The sequence below is a fragment of the Oceanicaulis sp. genome (assembly GCF_051859625.1).
Lineage (GTDB): Bacteria > Pseudomonadota > Alphaproteobacteria > Caulobacterales > Maricaulaceae > Oceanicaulis.
Genome location: NZ_JBHYFH010000003.1, coordinates 42,822 through 60,274 on the forward strand (window position 1 = coordinate 42,822; position 17,453 = coordinate 60,274).

The 17,453-nt window shown below is 64.8% G+C and carries 14 protein-coding genes; 6 read left to right on the forward strand and 8 right to left on the reverse strand.

The window, feature by feature from the left end:
* Window positions 1–41 precede the first annotated feature (41 nt).
* Complete coding sequence (gene dusA, locus ACTIGF_RS13350) at window positions 42–1,040, reverse strand: tRNA dihydrouridine(20/20a) synthase DusA (protein WP_439637340.1); 999 nt, start codon at window positions 1,038–1,040, stop codon at window positions 42–44.
* Window positions 1,041–1,243: 203 nt separating this feature from the next.
* Here dusA and ACTIGF_RS13355 point away from each other — a divergent pair, with 203 nt between their 5' ends.
* The 3 genes from ACTIGF_RS13355 (at window position 1,244) to ACTIGF_RS13365 (ending at window position 4,566) form a co-directional block, all read left to right on the forward strand.
* Window positions 1,244–2,710, forward strand: coding sequence for an aldehyde dehydrogenase family protein (locus ACTIGF_RS13355; RefSeq protein ID WP_439637341.1), 1,467 nt, complete (start codon window positions 1,244–1,246; stop codon window positions 2,708–2,710).
* A 125-nt stretch (window positions 2,711–2,835) separates the two neighbouring features.
* The gene (locus ACTIGF_RS13360) at window positions 2,836–3,891 is read left to right on the forward strand and encodes an NAD(P)-dependent alcohol dehydrogenase (protein ID WP_439637342.1); all 1,056 of its coding nucleotides are present in this window, start codon (window positions 2,836–2,838) and stop codon (window positions 3,889–3,891) included.
* Between the two features lie 120 nt (window positions 3,892–4,011).
* Window positions 4,012–4,566 (forward strand): hypothetical protein, encoded by a 555-nt coding sequence (locus ACTIGF_RS13365; protein ID WP_439637343.1) that lies wholly within the window; start codon window positions 4,012–4,014, stop codon window positions 4,564–4,566.
* Window positions 4,567–4,569: 3 nt separating this feature from the next.
* On the opposite strand, the gene pyrC is transcribed toward ACTIGF_RS13365, so the two are convergent.
* Window positions 4,570–5,613: a dihydroorotase gene (gene pyrC / locus ACTIGF_RS13370; protein ID WP_439637344.1), complete on the reverse strand. Its 1,044-nt coding sequence runs from the start codon at window positions 5,611–5,613 to the stop codon at window positions 4,570–4,572.
* 40 nt (window positions 5,614–5,653) lie between these two features.
* On the reverse strand, window positions 5,654–8,260 hold the full coding sequence (locus ACTIGF_RS13375) for a cation-translocating P-type ATPase (protein WP_439637345.1): 2,607 nt from the start codon (window positions 8,258–8,260) through the stop codon (window positions 5,654–5,656).
* 149 nt (window positions 8,261–8,409) lie between these two features.
* Here ACTIGF_RS13375 and ACTIGF_RS13380 point away from each other — a divergent pair, with 149 nt between their 5' ends.
* From ACTIGF_RS13380 to ACTIGF_RS13390, 3 genes are all read left to right on the forward strand, one after another.
* Window positions 8,410–8,958 (forward strand): hypothetical protein, encoded by a 549-nt coding sequence (locus ACTIGF_RS13380; protein WP_439637346.1) that lies wholly within the window; start codon window positions 8,410–8,412, stop codon window positions 8,956–8,958.
* 73 nt (window positions 8,959–9,031) lie between these two features.
* Window positions 9,032–9,604, forward strand: a complete 573-nt coding sequence (locus ACTIGF_RS13385) for a response regulator (RefSeq protein ID WP_439637347.1) — start codon at window positions 9,032–9,034, stop codon at window positions 9,602–9,604.
* Between the two features lie 76 nt (window positions 9,605–9,680).
* Window positions 9,681–12,200: an ATP-binding protein gene (locus ACTIGF_RS13390; RefSeq protein WP_439637726.1), complete on the forward strand. Its 2,520-nt coding sequence runs from the start codon at window positions 9,681–9,683 to the stop codon at window positions 12,198–12,200.
* Between the two features lie 25 nt (window positions 12,201–12,225).
* Here ACTIGF_RS13390 and ACTIGF_RS13395 read toward each other — a convergent pair whose 3' ends face one another.
* From ACTIGF_RS13395 to ACTIGF_RS13415, 5 genes are all read right to left on the reverse strand, one after another.
* Window positions 12,226–12,801 (reverse strand): periplasmic heavy metal sensor, encoded by a 576-nt coding sequence (locus ACTIGF_RS13395; protein WP_439637348.1) that lies wholly within the window; start codon window positions 12,799–12,801, stop codon window positions 12,226–12,228.
* Window positions 12,798–13,217 carry a hypothetical protein gene (locus tag ACTIGF_RS13400; RefSeq protein ID WP_439637349.1) on the reverse strand — a complete coding sequence of 140 codons (420 nt, stop codon included), beginning with the start codon at window positions 13,215–13,217 and terminating at the stop codon, window positions 12,798–12,800. The genes ACTIGF_RS13395 and ACTIGF_RS13400 overlap by 4 nt, the downstream gene beginning before the upstream one ends.
* A complete protein-coding gene (locus ACTIGF_RS13405) occupies window positions 13,214–13,867 on the reverse strand; it encodes an RNA polymerase sigma factor (RefSeq protein WP_439637350.1) in 654 nt (217 codons plus the stop codon). Before ACTIGF_RS13405 ends, ACTIGF_RS13400 begins: the two co-directional genes overlap by 4 nt.
* 24 nt (window positions 13,868–13,891) lie before the next feature.
* On the reverse strand, window positions 13,892–14,473 hold the full coding sequence (locus ACTIGF_RS13410; RefSeq protein ID WP_439637351.1) for a hypothetical protein: 582 nt from the start codon (window positions 14,471–14,473) through the stop codon (window positions 13,892–13,894).
* A 73-nt stretch (window positions 14,474–14,546) separates the two neighbouring features.
* On the reverse strand, window positions 14,547–17,429 hold the full coding sequence (locus tag ACTIGF_RS13415; protein ID WP_439637352.1) for a bifunctional [glutamine synthetase] adenylyltransferase/[glutamine synthetase]-adenylyl-L-tyrosine phosphorylase: 2,883 nt from the start codon (window positions 17,427–17,429) through the stop codon (window positions 14,547–14,549).
* Window positions 17,430–17,453: the final 24 nt, after the last annotated feature.

A 17,453-nucleotide genomic window follows, 5' to 3' on the forward strand; every position in this document is an offset into this window, starting at 1 on the left:
CGCTTTCATGGCGCGCCGCAACATAAAGGCTGGAAAGGGTTTTATTCCGCCGCCGCCGGACGCACCGCAGCCAGCGCGTCTTCCAGCACCTCCCACCCGGCGCCGGGCCGGTTGGCGCGCTCAGACAACACCTGGCGCCATTTGCGCGCGCCGGGACGCCCTGCGAACAGGCCCAGCATGTGCCGGGTGATGGCGTGAAGTTTCACGCCGCGCTCAAGCTGAGCCTCCACATAGGGGCGATAGGCCGCGACCGCGTCAAAGGGCGTGGCGCATGGATCGGACGCCGCGCCATAGACGCGGGTATCCACTTCAGCCAGCGTCCAGGGCGTGTGGTAGGCGGCGCGCCCCAACATGATCCCGTCCGTGCCGTGGATCTCGGCCATGCCATGATCAAGGCTCTCCAGCCCGCCATTGAGCAGCACTTCGAGATCGGGATGCTCGGCCTTCATCCGGCGCACCAGATCATAATCGAGCGGCGGCACGTCGCGGTTTTCCTTCGGGCTCAGCCCTTTCAGCCAGGCCTTGCGCGCATGGACCACAAAGGTCTTCACGCCGCTTTCGCGCACCGTCTCGACAAAGCCAAAGAGGGTCTTCTCGGGATCCTGATCATCCACGCCGAGGCGATGCTTGACGCTGACGGGCACAGAGACGGCCTCGCGCATGGCGGTCAGGCAATCTCGCACCAGTTCGGGCTCGCGCATCAGGCAGGCGCCGAACTTGCCCGACTGAACCCGGTCAGACGGGCAACCCACATTGAGGTTGATCTCGAGATAGCCAAAGCCCTCGGCGATCTTGGACGCGCGCGCCAGAATTTCCGGATCAGACCCGCCCAGCTGGATGGCGACCGGATGCTCGGAGGCGTCAAAGCCGATCAGGCGCGGCACATCGCCATGGATCAGCGCCTGATCCACCGCCATCTCGGTATAGAGCACCGCCCGGCGCGTGAGGATGCGATGGAAGGCGCGGCAGTGCCGGTCCGTCCAGTCCATCATGGGCGCCACCGTGAACCGGCGGTCGAGAAGAGCTGCGCTGTCTGTCATGGCCGGGGGATGTAAGGCGAGACGGGCAAAATCGCAAATCAGGGCCACACGCGAGGCAGAAAACCTCAGCTCGCATGAAACTCCCAAGCCATCCAGGCGTTACTTGCTGACACCCCTGACGAAGCGCTCTTTTCGCAAGTGCTCCCAAGCCGCACCAGACGACGCCTTGCGAAGCGCGCCCTCCCCCGTTGCAAGGATTTCCCATGACCGACGCTTATACCGATCTGAACCGTCAATTCATCGCTGGAGAGTGGCGCACAGGCGGCGCAGGCCAGATCATGGAGAACACGGACCCGTACACGGGCGATGTGCTGACAAAGATCGACGCCGCCAGCGAAGACGATCTGAACGCCGCTTATGACGCTGCGCGAGAGGCGCAGCAGGACTGGGCCGGGAAAGCGCCTGCCGAACGAACCGCCGTTTTGCGCAAGGCCGTGTCGATCTTTGAAGACCGGCACGAGGAAATCGTCGACTGGCTGATCAAGGAAAGCGGCTCCACCAGGATCAAGGCCGAGGCGGAATGGTCCAACGCCCGCAACATCACCGAGGAAGCGGCGAGTTTCCCGCTGCGCGTGGAAGGCCGCATTCTGGCCTCCAATATTCCCGGCAAGGAAAGCCGCGTCTATCGCAAGCCCCTGGGCGTGGTCGGCGTGATCTCACCGTGGAATTTCCCGCTGCACCTGGCGCAACGCTCCGTCGCGCCGGCGCTGGCGCTTGGCAACGCCGTGGTTCTGAAACCCGCCTCCGACACGCCGGTCTCCGGCGGGCTCTTGCTGGCCAAAATCTTTGAAGAGGCCGGGCTGCCCAAAGGCCTTTTGAATGTGGTGATCGGCAAGGGCTCTGACATCGGCGACGCATTTGTCGAGCATTCCATCCCGAAGCTGATTTCCTTCACGGGCTCAACCCCGGTCGGCAAGGGCATCGCGAGCAAGGTCGCCGCCAGCGATGACCTGAAACGTCTGGAGCTGGAGCTGGGCGGCAACAACGCCTTTGTCGTGCTTGATGATGCTGATCTCGACCGCGCCGTGAACTCGGCCGTGGCGGGCAAATTCCTGCACCAGGGCCAGATCTGCATCGCAGTGAACCGCATCATCGTCGATGAAAGCCTGTATGACGCGTTTGTCGAGACATTCGCAGAGCGGGTCCGGGGCCTGAAATACGGCGATCCGTCAGACCCTGACACAGCGGTCGGCCCGATCATCAATGAAAGCCAGCTGGACGGCCTGAAAGACAAGATCGCCCAGGCGAAAAAGGACGGCGCCCGGCCGTTGGTCGAAGGCGACATCAAGGGTCAGCTCGTGCCGCCGCATGTGTTTGCGGACGTCACCATGGAGATGGAGCTGGCGTATAACGAAATCTTCGGCCCCATCGCCGGCATCCTCAAGGCGCGCGATGAAGACCATGCGCTGGAACTTGCCAACGCCACCGAATATGGCTTGTCCGGCGCCGTTCATTCCGCCAACACCGAACGCGCCACGGCGTTCGCCCGCCGTATGGATACGGGCATGACCCATATCAACGACCATTCGGTCAATGATGACGCCAATGCGCCGTTCGGAGGCGAGAAGAACTCAGGGCTCGGCCGCTTCAATGGCGAATGGGCGATAGAGGAGTTCACCACCGACCACTGGATCACGGTGCAGCATGCAGAGCGCCCCCTGCCCTTCTGAGACTGAACCGGCAGCCCCTGGGCAGACCCCATGCCGGGCGGGAGTTACTTTATATCGCTTGCGATATAAGCGTTCTGCCCTACATCTGAATCACGATATCGTGAAGCCAGTCTCAGGAGACATCCGTGAAAACCACCGGATACGCCGCTTATTCCGCCGACAAGCCGCTCGCGCCCTATGATTTCGAACGCCGTGAGCTGCGCGGCAATGATGTCGCCATCGAGATCACCTATTGCGGCGTCTGCCATTCTGACCTTCACACCGCCCGTGGAGACTGGGGCAAGGTGGATTACCCGGTCGTTCCCGGCCACGAGATCGTCGGCAAGGTCATCGCCGTCGGCCCCGATGTCGAGCACTATGAGGTCGGAGACGATGTGGCCGTGGGCTGCATGGTCGACAGCTGCCAGGAGTGCGATCAGTGCGGCCATGGCGAAGAACAGTTCTGCCGCAACGGCATGACCGCCACCTATGATTCAAAAGACCGGATCACCGGCGAGCCCACCCACGGCGGCTATTCCAAGCATATCGTGGTGCGTGAAGAGTTCGTGCTGGCGATGCCGGACGGGCTCGACCTGTCGCGAGCGGCGCCGCTTTTGTGCGCCGGCATCACCACTTATTCCCCGCTGCGCACCTGGAATGTGGGTCCGGGCAGCCGGGTCGGCGTCGTCGGCATGGGCGGGCTCGGCCATATGGCCATCAAGCTGGCCGTCGCCATGGGCGCGCACGTAACGGTGCTCAGCCGCTCGCCGAGCAAGGAGAAAGACGCGCTGGAGCTGGGCGCGGACACCGTGCTGATCTCCACCGACAAGGCCGCCATGAAGGCCGCCCGCGGCTCGCTGGACCTGATCATCGACACCGTTCCGGTCAAACATGATGTGAACCCCTACATCCCGCTTCTGGACGTGGACGGCACGCTGACGCTCGTCGGCCAGGTCGGCCCGATGGAGGAGTTCGCCACGCCCCCCATGCTGATGGGCCGTCGCCGCATCGCCGCATCCCTGATCGGCGGCATCGCGGAAACCCAGGAAATGCTCGATTTCTGCGGCCGGATGAACATCCTGCCCGAGTGCGAGATGATCAAGATGGACGAGATCAACACCGCCTTTGACCGCATGGAAAAGGCCGATGTGCGCTATCGCTTCGTGATCGACATGAGCAGCGTCGACGCGCCCGCCGCCTAGCTCCACTGATCAGTCCTGAAACGCGCCGCTCCGATTTTATCGGGGCGGCGTTTTTCTTGCGACGGATTTGCAATTGCACACCCGTATCACGGGCTTCCGTCCCCCCAATGGAGCCCCCCTATGAGACTCGCAACAACTGTTATTCTGGCCACCGCGCTGGCGGTCGGCGCCTGCGCCAGCCCGCCCCGTGATCGCGGCCAGGGCGGCCGCGACGCCGGCCCCGGCGTCAACCCGTCCCGCTCAGGCGGCATCGTGACCCCGGCGGGCCTCGTCCTGGCGAGCTTTGATATGGATCATGACGCGGTGGTGACGTCTAGCGAAGTGCAAGACGGCGCAGAGCGGGTGTTCGTAGCCTCAGATCAGGATGCGAACGGCGTTCTGTCAGGCATTGAAATCACCGGATTTTCCCAACGGCATCTGGGTATGGCCTATGGCGTGCCAGGGCGCATCGCGTTTGACCCCGATGGCGATTCTGTCAGCACGCTGGACGAATTCACCGCCGTCTGGATCAGCGAGTTGGTTCGCCATGATCGAAACGCTGACGGCCAGGTGAGCCGGGAAGAGCTGATCCGGCAGGTCAGCTTGGGCCAGCAAGGCCAGGGCCGCCCCAGCGGCGGTCGAGGCGGACGCGGCGGCCCGGGCGGCGGAGGCCGCGGCCCGGGCGGGCCGGGCTAGACGCTAGCCCGCGACCAGACGCCAGTTCATCACTTCCCCTGCGTGGAACGGGACGACCTTGATGTCGCCCGCGTCAATCGTCGCGGGGATTTCGGTGGGCTGGCGTTCTAGCGTGATCGTCCCCTCATTGAGCGGCAGACGGTAGAAGGCCGGGCCAAACGCGCTGGCGAAGCCTTCCAGCTTGTCGAGCGCGCCCTCTTCTTCAAAGGTCTGCGTATAGCTTTCAATCGCCACCGGCGCGCTGAAAATCCCCGCACAGCCGCAGGCGCTTTCCTTGGCGTGGCGCTCATGCGGCGCGGTGTCGGTGCCGAGGAAGAATTTCGGATCGCCTGACACCGCCGCCTTTCGCAGGGCGAGCTTGTGCAGGCGACGCTTGGCCACCGGCAGGCAATAGGCGTGCGGGCGCATGCCGCCCACCAGCATGTCATTGCGGTCAATACGCAAATGGTGCGCGGTGATGGTGGCGGCGATGTTGTCCCCGCCTGCCCTCACAAAGTCGACCGACTGCTCGGTGGTGATGTGCTCGAGCACCACGCGCAGGCCGGGCATCTCCTTGATTAGCGGTCCCAGTACGGTCTCCAGGAACACCGCTTCGCGGTCAAAGATATCGATGTCGGGGCTGACCACCTCGCCATGCACCAATAGCGGCATGCCGAGCTTTTCCATCCGCTCGAGCACCGGTCGGATATTGGCGATATCGCTGACGCCATGGGCGGAATTGGTCGTGGCGTTCTGCGGGTAGAGCTTGGCGGCTGTGAAGACGCCCTCCTTGAAGCCGCGCTCGATCTCGTCCGCTTCAATCGTGTCGGTCAGATACGCCGTCATCAGCGGGGTGAAACCGCGCTCGAGCGGAACCGCCGCATTGATCCGGTCGCGATAGCTGCGCGCCTGATCCACCGTCGTCACCGGCGGGGTCAGGTTCGGCATCACGATCGCGCGGGCGAACTGCCGTGCGGTGAAATTGGCGACCAGGTCCAGCATCGCGCCGTCGCGCAAATGCACATGCCAGTCGTCGGGCTTTCGAAGGGTCAGCGTGCTCTGGGTCATGGACCACGGATTTAGGCCGCCGCCGCGAAAAGCGCAATCATCAGCGCCGGCGCGCCTGCAGGAGATATTTGATCGTCTCGGGAACGAGAAGCAGAACAAGCGCCGCGCCAGCGATAATCTGCCAGGAGAGCACGCTGGGCGGCGCCAGCCCCATCAAGGCCTGCAAGGGCGGCGCGAACACCAGGGCCAGCTGGATCAGAACCGCCGCAAGCGCTGCGACCGGCAGCCAGACATTGCCGCGCCATCCCAACCGCGTCAGCGGCAGGGTTTGGGAGCGAAAGCTGAACACGATGCAGGCGCTGAGGATCACCACCGCGCTGAAAGCCGCCGCGTTCGCGGCCTCGCTTCCCAGCGGCAGAGAAGCCTGGAACGCCGCCAGCGTCGTCGCCGCTGAACCCGCTCCGAACGCCGCGATCCCGCCCAGCGCGGTCTTGTCCAACATCGGCGCCCCGGGGCGACGCGGCGGGCGCGACATCAAATCCGGCGCCGCGCGTTCCGCGCCCAGGACCAGAGCGATCGGACCGTCTGTCAGAAGATTGACCCACAAGAGTTGCAAGGGCGTCAGGATCAGCGGCGCGTCGGATGCAATGTTCAGTCCCACCGCCAGGACTTCGCCCAGATTTGTGGCCAGCAGGAAACAGGTGAAGTTGCGGATCGCCGCTTCCTGCCGCCGCCCTTCGCGCACTGCATCCACAATGGTGCTGAAATCATCGTCCAGCAGCACCAGATCCGCCGCCGCCTTCGCCGCGTCCGAGCCGCGGATCCCCATGGCGACGCCGATATCCGCCTGTTTGAGCGCGGGCGCGTCATTCACGCCATCGCCGGTCATGGCCACGACCTCACCGGCGCCCTGAAGATGACGCACCACCCGGAGTTTGTGTTCGGGCGTGGTGCGGCTGAGCACATTCGCGGTTTTCAGCGCCTGATCGAGGCCTGCGTCATCAAGCGCGTCGATCTCGGCGCCGCTGAGCACCCGGCCGGGGGCGAATCCCACCGCCTGGGCGATGGCTTCCGCCGTACCCGCCGCATCGCCTGTGATCATGATCACCTGAAGCCCGGCGCTGCGGGCGGCGTCCAGGGCGGCGCGCGCGCGCGGCCGGGGCGGATCCATCAATCCCACCAGCCCCTGAAAGGTCAGATCATGCTCGACCAGATCAGCCTCGCCATGGGGTTTGCGCGCAATAGCGAGCACCCGCAGGCCGCGGCGCCCCATGGCCTCCGCCCGTTCGGTCCAGTCGCGTCGCGCCGCCTCATCCATTTTGGCGACGCCGGTTTGCGTCGCCAAATGCGCGCACAGCGGCAGCACGAAATCAGGCGCGCCCTTCACATGGATCATCGCGGCGTCGCCATCGCGCACCTGCACCAGCATGCGTTTGCGCTCAGCGCTAAAAGGGTGCTCCGCCAGACGATCCGGCGCACCATCGCCATTCAGAGACGTGTGCTCGAGCGCGGCGAGCATCAAGGCGCGCTCTGTCGGCTCGCCCTGCACCGCGCCGTCCGGACACAGCTCGGCATTGTTGCAGACCCCGGCGGAATAAAGCGTCTCATGCGCCAGCGCATCAGGCGCGCCGGCCCCGACCTCCCACCGGCCTTGAGCGGTGAGCGTCTCCACAACCGTCATCTCGCCCGTGGTCAGCGTGCCGGTCTTGTCCGTGCAAATCACCGTCGCAGACCCCAGCGTCTCCGCCGCTCTCAACCGCCGGACCACGGCGTTGCGCCGCGCCATGGCGCGCACGCCCAACGCCAGGGTCAGCGCCACAACCGCCGGCAGGCCCTCAGGCACCGCCGCCACCGCCAGCGACACGCCGGTGAACACCATCTCCAGCAGCGGACGCCCGGTCGCGACCCCGATCAGCATGATGCCGAGCGCCGCCAGGATCGCCACCCCGCCCAGCATCGCGCTCAACCGCCCCAGCCTGCGCTGCAGCGGGGTGGCCAGGCGTTGCACAGAGCCCGCCAGCGCCGCGATACGGCCAAACTCGGTGCGCACCCCCGTTGCGACCACCAGACCGGTCGCATACCCATCCAGCACCAAAGCCCCCGCAAACGCCATCGAGGCGCGATCATGCACCGGCGCGCCCTCCGGGTCCGCGCCCGGCGCCTTGCGCACACCCCGGGATTCGCCGGTCAGGGGCGACTCGTCCATCAACAGGGTTTCCGCCGTGACCAGTTTCAGATCTGCGGGCGTCCGGTCGCCGCGCCGGATCTCGACCAGATCGCCGGGAACCAGCTCCAGCGCACTGATATGCTGGCGGCGCCCTGACCGGATCACAGTGCTATGCGGCGTCATCAGTCCGGCTATGGCGGCCAGGGCGCGCTCGGCGCGCCATTCCTGAAAGAAACTCAAGCCTACATTCAGCGCCACCACGATGCTGATCATCACAGCATCCAGAACCTCGCCCAGGAGCGCGGCCAAGCCCGACGCAATCGCCAGCAGGATCACCAAAGGATCAATGAGTTGATGCAGCAATGCTCTTAACGGCGAAAACCGTTCCTGAACGTCGATGACATTGCCGCCGCCTTCAGTGAAACGCTCGCGGGCTTCCGCCTCCTCCAACCCTTGTAAGGAATGGCCGCCAAAGTGGCGCACGACCTCGTCGGGCGACTCTGAACTGCAGTGCGAAGGGTCCGTCTGAAGCCAGGTCATGGCGCCAGTGTTTCATTTCGCCAGCGCCCACGCCACTGGCCGCTTTTGCTCCAATTGTCGCAGTCGCAGGTGCGGCAAGGACGATTAACCAAGGAGTTTAACCCGGTTTTGAGACCGGCATGCCATCTTCACCCCATAGGGAGAATGACATGGCGAAAGCTGAGTTTCACAAACACCAGCGGGTTTACGTCAAACCGGTTGGCACATGGGCGGTGATCGAAAAGGTCAAACCCCATTGGGTGCGAGATGTCGAAGAACCCGTAAAAGTGCTTTATGATTGCGGGCTTGGTCGTGATTTCACAACCGATGAACTGAGCGCAGAAGCGGTCGAGGATTCCCAGGTCGGCAATTGGCGGCTGATGCGCGCGCGCAATAAATGGCAATCGGTCGAAGAATGCGCGCACCATCCCCAGCCCGGCAGCTATCCCGTAGTGGTGACGGACGCCCAGAACTGGGGCGGCTGGCGCGTGCCCGGCGCTGAATATGACCGCGATCCGGGCCGGATCGAACATCAGGCGCGCTTGATCGTGCATGCGCCCAGTCTATTTGCTCTTGCCGAACGCCTTGTGCGCTCGGCTCAGGATGATCCGGACGCCTCCAGCCAGACCATCACGCTCGCTAAAACTGCAGCAGAACTGATCCGGGCCGTGAACGCTCGCCCAGAATCAAGCCAGCCAGGTGACTTGTCAGTGGATTAACCACACAGCAACAGCATACGCCCTAGGCTGAACAGGATTCAGACAGACGCGCTGAACCAATGGAGCTGCGGCCATGACGCCCCGCATGGGCAATGTGAACACCCTGATCATCGACGACAATGCTCACATGATCAGCATTGTCCGTTCGATGCTGCTTGGTTTCGGCATTTCCCGTACCCATGAATCGCGCGACGCCGTTGAAGCCTTCGAGATTGCGCGTCATGAGCCCATCGACCTGATCATCGTGGACTATCAGATGCCGCTTCTGGATGGGCTGGAGTTCATCCAGATGGTCCGTCGCGGCGCTGATATGAAAAACCCCTTCGTGCCGATCATCCTGTTGACCGCGCATACCGAGCGCTCGCGCATCATGGCGGCGCGCGACGCCGGCGTCACCGAGATCTGCGCAAAGCCCGTCACTGCCCGGCAGATGTGGGAAAAGATCGTGGCGGTGGTGAACAACCCTCGCCCGTTTGTGAAAACAGCCAACTATCTGGGCCCCGACCGCCGCCGCAAGCACGAGGATTATAACGGTCCCGAGCGCCGGTCGGTGGCCGCTGAAAACCCTGAGGGCGATGAAGGCGTTGATGTCTCTGAAACCGAAGATGAAAACGATCAGAGCGCAATTGACCAGCTGATGGCCTGACCGGCCCGACAGCCCCTCTTAACCTGTCATTTACGGCGCTGGACGAACGCCCGCGGAACACCTTACTTTGCTAGGGATGATTCGTGTCGGCCAACAGTCCGCGCGCGGCGCTGAACGCGACCGCTCCACCGCTTCGGCTGATGCTGAAGCGAAGGGCTCGTTATGGCCTACCACGCTGGCCGTCATCGCCTTCTCCCTGGTGTTCGGATGCGTCATCCTGGTCAAGCTGCACCAGGAGTGGACCGCTGCGCGGGCCGAGGCTGAGGCCTCTCAGGCGCGCACCGCCGCCTTCATCGCCGAACGTGTCTCAGGACGCTTGTCAGAAGTGCGCGGCGCGCTGGCCATGGCCGCGTCCCAGCTTGAAGTGATGAGCCCGGCCAGTCTTGATGTCGGCGCCCAGGCAGGGCTCGACAATCTGATCGAGGCGGCCTGGGTGGACGCCGCCGCCCTGCTCACGCCGGACGGACGCCTGATCGCCGCCGGCGCTGCGGACCCGGACATGTTGCGCGAAGCAGCGAACGCCGCTTTGCAGGCGTCCACAGGGCTTGCAGCGAGACCGGGGCAGACTCCGCCGCTCGTACTCACGGCTCCCGCGCCGCTGTCTGACGGATCGGTGGGGGCTCTGGTCGCCAGTCTGACGCCGCAGGAATTGCTGCCGCGCTGGAACCGCGATGATGTGGCGATGCTGACGGACGCCGAAGGCCGGCTGCTGGCGCTGAACCCGGCGACGCCGTTCAACGGCGCCCCGTTCGCCGCAGAACGGCTGGGTCTCGATCCCGCCACCGTCTCGGCCATGGCGCGCAATGGCGGCGCCATGCGCGGCGCACAACTGGGTGACGAGGCCCGCATTCTGGGCGCCGCCGCCATCACCGGCGCACCGCTGCAGGCGCTGAGCCTGGGGCCGGACGGCATCAACCGCAGCGCCTGGAACAGCACCTTGCTGTTCCACCTTCTTTTGTTCCTGGCGCCGCTGGGCACAGCGATCGCCCTGTCGATCGTGCTGCGCAATCAGATGGGCCGGCTGGGCGACACGCAGGCGAAACTGACCGATTCCGAGGGCCGGCTTCACCTCGCCATCGAGGGCGCACGCTGCGGCGTCTGGGATTGGGATCTCGATACGGATGAAGTCGTGCTGACGGATTCCTTCGCCCAGCTGATCGGTCGCGCGCGGGGCGAGTCCATGTCTGGCCCCGAACTTCTATTGCTGTTGGGCAAGGAAGATCGTCCCAAAGTGCGCGCTGCGCTGCGCGGCGCCGCCAATGCGCAAGATGTTGACCTGGAAGTGCGGGCCGCGGGTTTGCCTGTCTGGCTGCAATTGCGCGGACGTCTGCTGCCGCAGACCCGTCGGATCATCGGCGTCGCCATCGACATCACCGAGCGCAAGGGCGCGCAAGCGCGTGTGGCGGCCGCAGAATCGCGCCTGCGCGCCGCTCTGGAATCCATGAGCGAGAGCTTCGTGCTGTGGGATGCACGCGGACGCCTGGTGCTCTGGAACCGGAAATTTCGCGACTTTTTCGGGTTTTCTGAATCCGATCTGCGCATCGGCGCCAGTTATGAACAGGTCGAAGCCGCCGCCGCGCCCGCCATCAAAATGGCGCACGCCTCTGATGATGGCGAAAACGATTATGATCTTGAACTGAAGGACCGCCGCTGGATCCACTATGCCGAGCGGCGCACCGCCGATGGCGGTCTGGTCAGCGTCGGCGCCGACATCACCGCGCTCAAGGAACAGCAAAGCGCATTGAAGGAAAATGACCGGGAAATGCGCCGCACGGTCGAGAACCTGCGTCGCTCCCAGGAGCGCGTGCAGGAGCTGGCCGCCAATTACGAGCAGGAGAAAATCCGGGCCGAGGAAGCGAACCGCTCCAAGTCCGAATTCCTGGCCAATATGAGCCATGAGCTGCGCACGCCGCTCAACGCCATTAACGGCTTTTCCGAGATCATGGCCGGAGAGATGTTCGGTCCGCTGGGCCATGAACGCTATCAGGATTATGTGGGCGACATTCTGAGCTCGGGGCAGCATCTGCTGTCGCTGATCAACGACATTCTGGACATGTCCAAGATCGAAGCGGGCAAGATGCAGCTCCAGCCCGAACCGCTTCTGCCTTCAGACGTCATCGAGCAATGCGTCCGCATCATGCGCGCCCGCGCTGAAGAAAAATCCATTCAGTTGACCGTCGAAGGCGATGAGCTGCCGGAGATCTCCGCTGATCCGCGCGCCCTCAAACAGGTCCTTCTCAACCTGATGTCCAATGCCGTGAAATTCACCCCTGAAGGCGGCAAGGTGAAGCTGCGCGGCTTTCAGGCGGCGGACGGCGTGGTGATGCAAGTGTCAGATACCGGCATCGGCATCGCTGAAGACGATCTGTTACGCGTGGGCCGTCCGTTCGAGCAGATCGAGAGCCAGCACTCCAAAAAGCATCAGGGCTCGGGTCTGGGACTGGCCTTGTCGAAATCCCTGATCGAATTGCATGGCGGCGCCCTGCGCATCGATTCCAAGCTGGGGGAAGGCACCACGGTCTCCTTCACCCTGCCCGCGCATCCTGTAGATCAAGGCGCGCCGGTCGCTGATGCGACAGTCACCGCAGAAGCCTGAGCGCCTGCAGGACTGAAGCCGCAGCTTAATCGCGATCCGGCCTGCCGCCTGGCGGCGGCCCGTCGGGCCCGCGCCGCTCCCTGTCGTCCCGATCATCCTCATGACGGCCATGATGACGCCGGTCATGATCGCGGTCTCCGCGCCGGGTCAGAGCCCGCTCGAACGCCGCACGGCGAATGTCCGCAGGCAGGGTGGCCGCCGCGTCCAGGATCAGGGCTTCTGTGCGTTGCTCAAGCCGGGCGCGCGCCTCTCGCGCCTCGCGCAGCGCCTGCTGGGCGGCGTCCGGGTCAAACGGCTCGGCGGTCAGCACCGCGCGCACGGCGCGGCGCTTCTCGCCCAGATCCCGCATCAGGGCGAACACCTCCTCGCGGGACTCCTCCATCTGTTCAAACACAGGTCTGCGATAGTCTTCGGGAAGCGCGCGGAAGAAGCTGCGTGGTTCAAAACCGCGCACGCTCGCCGCATCAGAGGCGTCCGCCCGGATGGAGGCGCGTCCGGCGCCGTCATCGCTCAGCCAGCGATGCGCGCCCGCTCCGATCAGGACGCCGTTCAGGAGAACAGAGACCAGCAGCAAAGCGATCCAGATATTGATCCGGCTCATGAGGCGTCCTCAAACAGGGTTTGCGTCTCTGACAGCACAGAGAAAGCGTTGGCGTAAATCACATCGTCAGCGGGTTGAGCGTTCATCTGAGACCCGATCCAGCCTGTGCCCGCGCCAAACATCAGCGCCAGCGCGGCCGCGATCCCGGCCCAGCGCGGCGGCGCATAGGCGCGGCGCAAACCCGACACCGTGATGGTTTCATAAAGCGCCGGCGCTGGAAGCGCGCCAGCGTCCAGATCAAGCAAGTCGTCGAGCGCAGACGCCTCTTCCAGACAGGCCTGCGCAAATGCAGGCTCGGCATCGCAGAATTTGCGGGCCGCAGCTTGCACGTCACTGGGCCAGCGCTCCAGCGTTCCGCCATAGGCGTCAGCAAGTTCAGAAAACCGGTCCGGGGTCATCATGATGTCTTTGCTCATAGCTCTCTTCCCGATCCATGTAATCCAGCGGCGTCCTTGATCAGCTCGTCGCGATCGCGCGCCAGTGACTTTTTCAGGCTCCGGCGGGCGCGCGCCAGAAGCGATTCCATCGCCTCGACGCTGACATCCATGATCTGGGCGGCCTCGATATTGGTCCGTTCCTGAAAATGGCACAATTCCAGCGCCAGTTTCTGACGCTCGGGCAAGGCGGCGACAGCCGCCCTCACCCGCGTCAGCGCGTCCTCTCCGGTCAGCCTCGCATCCGCGCTGACCGCGTCATCAATGAGTTCAGGCGCATCATCATTGAACTGGCTTTCGCGCTTCTTGCGCAGGCGATCATAACACGCGTTCATGGCGATCCGGGTCACCCAGGTCTCAAGCCTTGCGCGCTCAGAGTCATAAAGTCCGATCTTGCGCCAGACCTTCAAGAAGGTCTCCTGCGCCACATCCTCGGCTTCTGACCGATCGCCCAGCAAGCGCACCGCCACAGCATGCACCCTGGGCAGGCAGCGTTGGGTCAACGCCTGAATGGCGGCCGCGTCGCCACGAGCGACGCCGACCGCCAGAGCTGCGTCAGCCGCGCGCGCCTCCTCGCCTCCGCCTGTCCGGCGGGGGGAACCTTCAATCACTTTCAGGACGGGGCGGGACACGCGCGCAGCTTTCGTTCGAGCAGGCTAGTCGCGCCACCAGCGCGCACGGCGTTCGTCTCGCCGTTCCGCCCGGTCTTGCATGTGCGCGTCGAGTTCCTCAGGCGTGATGGAGCCGTCGGAATCAGCATCCAGGCGATCAAACATTCCTTGAGGCCGCGCCAGGAATTCTGCACGCGAGATGCGGCCATCCTCATCGGCGTCAAAACCATCCATCATGCCCTCGCGATCCCGACCGCGTCCGCCCCTGCGCGGGCGATCCTCACGCTCGACACCCCGGGCTTCACGCAGCGCCATCATGCGCTGGTGGGCCGGGGAAGCATCCGCCTGATCCAGGAAGCCGTCGCCATTGCGGTCCCGATACGCAAACTCCTCAGTCTGGAGCTGTTCCATTTCAGCGCGCGTAACGGTGTTGTCGCCATTCAAATCGGCGACCTGGAGCAGCATCATGCCGTGCATGCCGCGACCGCCATGGCCTCGACCGTGCGCCCCGCGCTCATGATGCCCGAAACCGCGAGCGCCCGGCCCGTCAGATCCCATGGGTTGAGCCAGGGCCGCGCCAGATCCCAGAACCAACAATGCGGCTGCAGCGCTCATCAATCTCTTCATCGTACCAATCTCCTGTGTCCAAGCGGGGCTTGTTCTCTCCCTCGCTGATACCTGTGGTACGTTTGGCATGGCTTTATTCCGTCGCGGAGAACACCACCTCCCCAACATAGCGCTCAAACAGGCTGCGCACGCGCGCCGCGTTGACGTTCAGCGCGTCGGCGGCGCACCCCAGATCCTCGCAATGGGCCGCCTGACACAGGCGGCGAGCGAAAGGCTCGCTCGCCTTGCCCGGGTCAAAGGCGGCGCCGTGCGCGGCGCGCAGGATCTGGGTCAGGTCGGCATAGAGCTCGTGCGCTGATTTGAGCGCCTCTCCATCCGCCTTGTCCAGCCATTGCGCTTCCACCAGCCGGTCCAGCGCGCCCTGGGTGTCGGCGCCCAGGCGTTTGTTCAACACCAGCTGACCAATCTGGGCGACGAACTCAATGTCGATCAACCCGCCGGCTCGCATTTTCATGTCCCAGGGAGACAGCGCGGGCTTATCGCGTTCCAGGCGCGCGCGCATGTTCGCCGCGTCCGACTTCAGCGTATCCGCTGGCCCCGCCGTCTCGATCACGGTGGAGATGGCGCGATCCAGTCGCGCCGCCAGGCCGCCCTCGACCACGATGCGGCTGCGGGTCAGCGCCATACGCTCCCAAGTCCAGGCTTCAGACGTCTGATAATAGTCTTCAAAGCGCGACAGGCTGACCGCGGCCGGCCCGGCCGAACCTGAGGGCCGCAAAGCCAGATCCACCTCATAGAGCTCGCCTTCCTCGGTCGGGGCCGTCAGCGCCGAGACCAGGCGTTGGGTGAAGCGGATGAACCAGGTTTGCGCGCCCAAGGGGCGCGGCCCTTGCGATTGCTCCGCACCCGGTTCGTAGACCAGCATGATGTCGAGATCAGACGTCGCCGACAGCTCACGCCCGCCCAGCTTGCCCAAGCCCAGCACCGCCCAATCGCCAGGCGGCGGGCCGTGACGCTTGCTCATTTCCATGAGCGCCGCCTGCGCCATAGCGCCTAGAGAGGCGTCCGCAAGATCCGCATACGCCTGACCCGCGTCCTGCGCGCGCGACCGCCCCAGCAATAACTGACCGCCAATGCGAAGCTTCTCTTCACGCGCCAGACGACGGGCCGCGTTCAGCGCCTGCTCGTAGTCCAGGGCCTCCAGCCCTGAAAAGCGCTCGATCCGATACGCGGGCGGGTCTTCGCTCAGAGGCCGCGTGAAAGCGGGATCGAGCAAGCTGTCCAGAAGCGCCGGACGCCGCGCCAGTGTTTCCGCAAGCCGTGGCGCCAGCCCCAGCATGGCGATCAGCTCCCGCGCGAGTTCGGGCTGGTTCACCAGCAGCGACAAGGGCTGCACCCCGCTCGGCAGCCCTTCAAAGAAGGTTGAGAACCGGGTGAAGGCGGCGTCAGGATCACCCGTGGCCGCCAAGGCCTCGATCAGACGCGGCGCAAAGCGCGAGAACAATCGCCGGGCGCGTTCGGTGCGCGCCGCGCGCGCACGCCCCGCCGCCCAGCCCGCCAGGCGCTCCCACACCCGGTCGGGCTGTGAAAAACCCAACCGGTCCAGGGTCTCGACCGTGTCCGGCGTCGGTTCGACCCCGGTCAGGACCAGGCTGCCCGCCTCCGTCGCCAGGCTGTCACCGTCATCAAACTGAGCGGAGAAGGCGGCATGCACGGCGCCGAACAGCGCGGTCATGCGCGCATCAAACTCTGACAAATCATCCGCGCCCGACAACGCCGCCACCGCCCGCCGCGTCTCCGACTGCAGCGGCAGGGTCTGGGTCTGCTCGTCTTCAAGCATCTGGATGCGGTGCTCCACATCCCGCAAGGCGACGTAATACGCGATCAGGGCGTCCGCCTCGTCTGAGTCCATCAGGTCATGGGCGGCGAGCGCCGATAAAGCATCCACCGTCGCGGGCGCGCGCACGGCGGGCATGCGGCCGCCAAAGACCAGCTGCAGGCACTGGGCGTAAAACTCGATCTCTCGAATGCCGCCCCGTCCCAGCTTCACGTCATGGCCCGCCGCGCGCACTTCGGCGCGCTTGCCCACGGCCTGGATCTGCTTGGCGATGGAGCGAATGTCCTCGACCGCGGCGAAATCCATGGTCCGGCGCCAGATGAAGGGGGTCAGGTCTTTCAAGAACCCCTCGCCCGCCGCCCGGTCGCCGGCGCAGACGCGCGCCTTGGCGTAGGCCGCTCGCTCCCAGTTCTGCCCCAGCGCTTCAAAATAATAGCGCGCCATGTCCGCGCTGACCGCCACCGGCGTCGAGCCCGGATCCGGGCGCAGCCGCAAATCCACGCGGAAGACATATCCGTCCGCGGTGACGTCCTGCATGATCGCGCTGAGCTTTTGCGCGATGCGCGAGAACAGTTTCAGGGGGTCCTTGCCCTCCGGCGCCTCGATGATCTCGGGCTCATAGGCGATCACAAGATCAATGTCGGAGGAGAAATTCAGGCTGCGCGTGCCGTGCTTGCCCAGGGTCAGCACGAAATAACCCGGCAGCGGGTTGAGCGGATCGCTCACCGCGACGCCATAACTGCGCGCGGCTGAGGCGAGGCTCGCCTGCACGGCGGCGTCGGCGAAGTCCGTCAGCGCGCCCATCACCTGCTTCAGGCTGAACGCCCCCGCAAGATCCGCCAGCGCCGTGACCAGATGAAGATCGAGCTTCGCCCGGCGCAGCACCGCCCTCACCTCGGCTTCGTCTTCAAGCGTCGCCGCATCGCGCGCTGTCTCGCACAGGCGCTCGATCAGGGTTTCAGGAGGGGTCGTGGCGAGCTGAAGCAGCGTGTCAGGCCGCCGCGCCGCCGTGCGCGCCAGATAGGGCGCAGCCGCGAACACGCTGTCGAGAAACGCCGCCCCCTCCTCGCCCCAGGCGTCAAACGCCGCCGCGCCGATCCGCTCGCGCGCCCGACGGGCGCGGTCCGGCGCGATATTGGGCAGGGTCTTGGCGAGGCGGTCGATAAGGGGCGTGGTCATGGACCCAGAGTGCAGAGCGTTGCG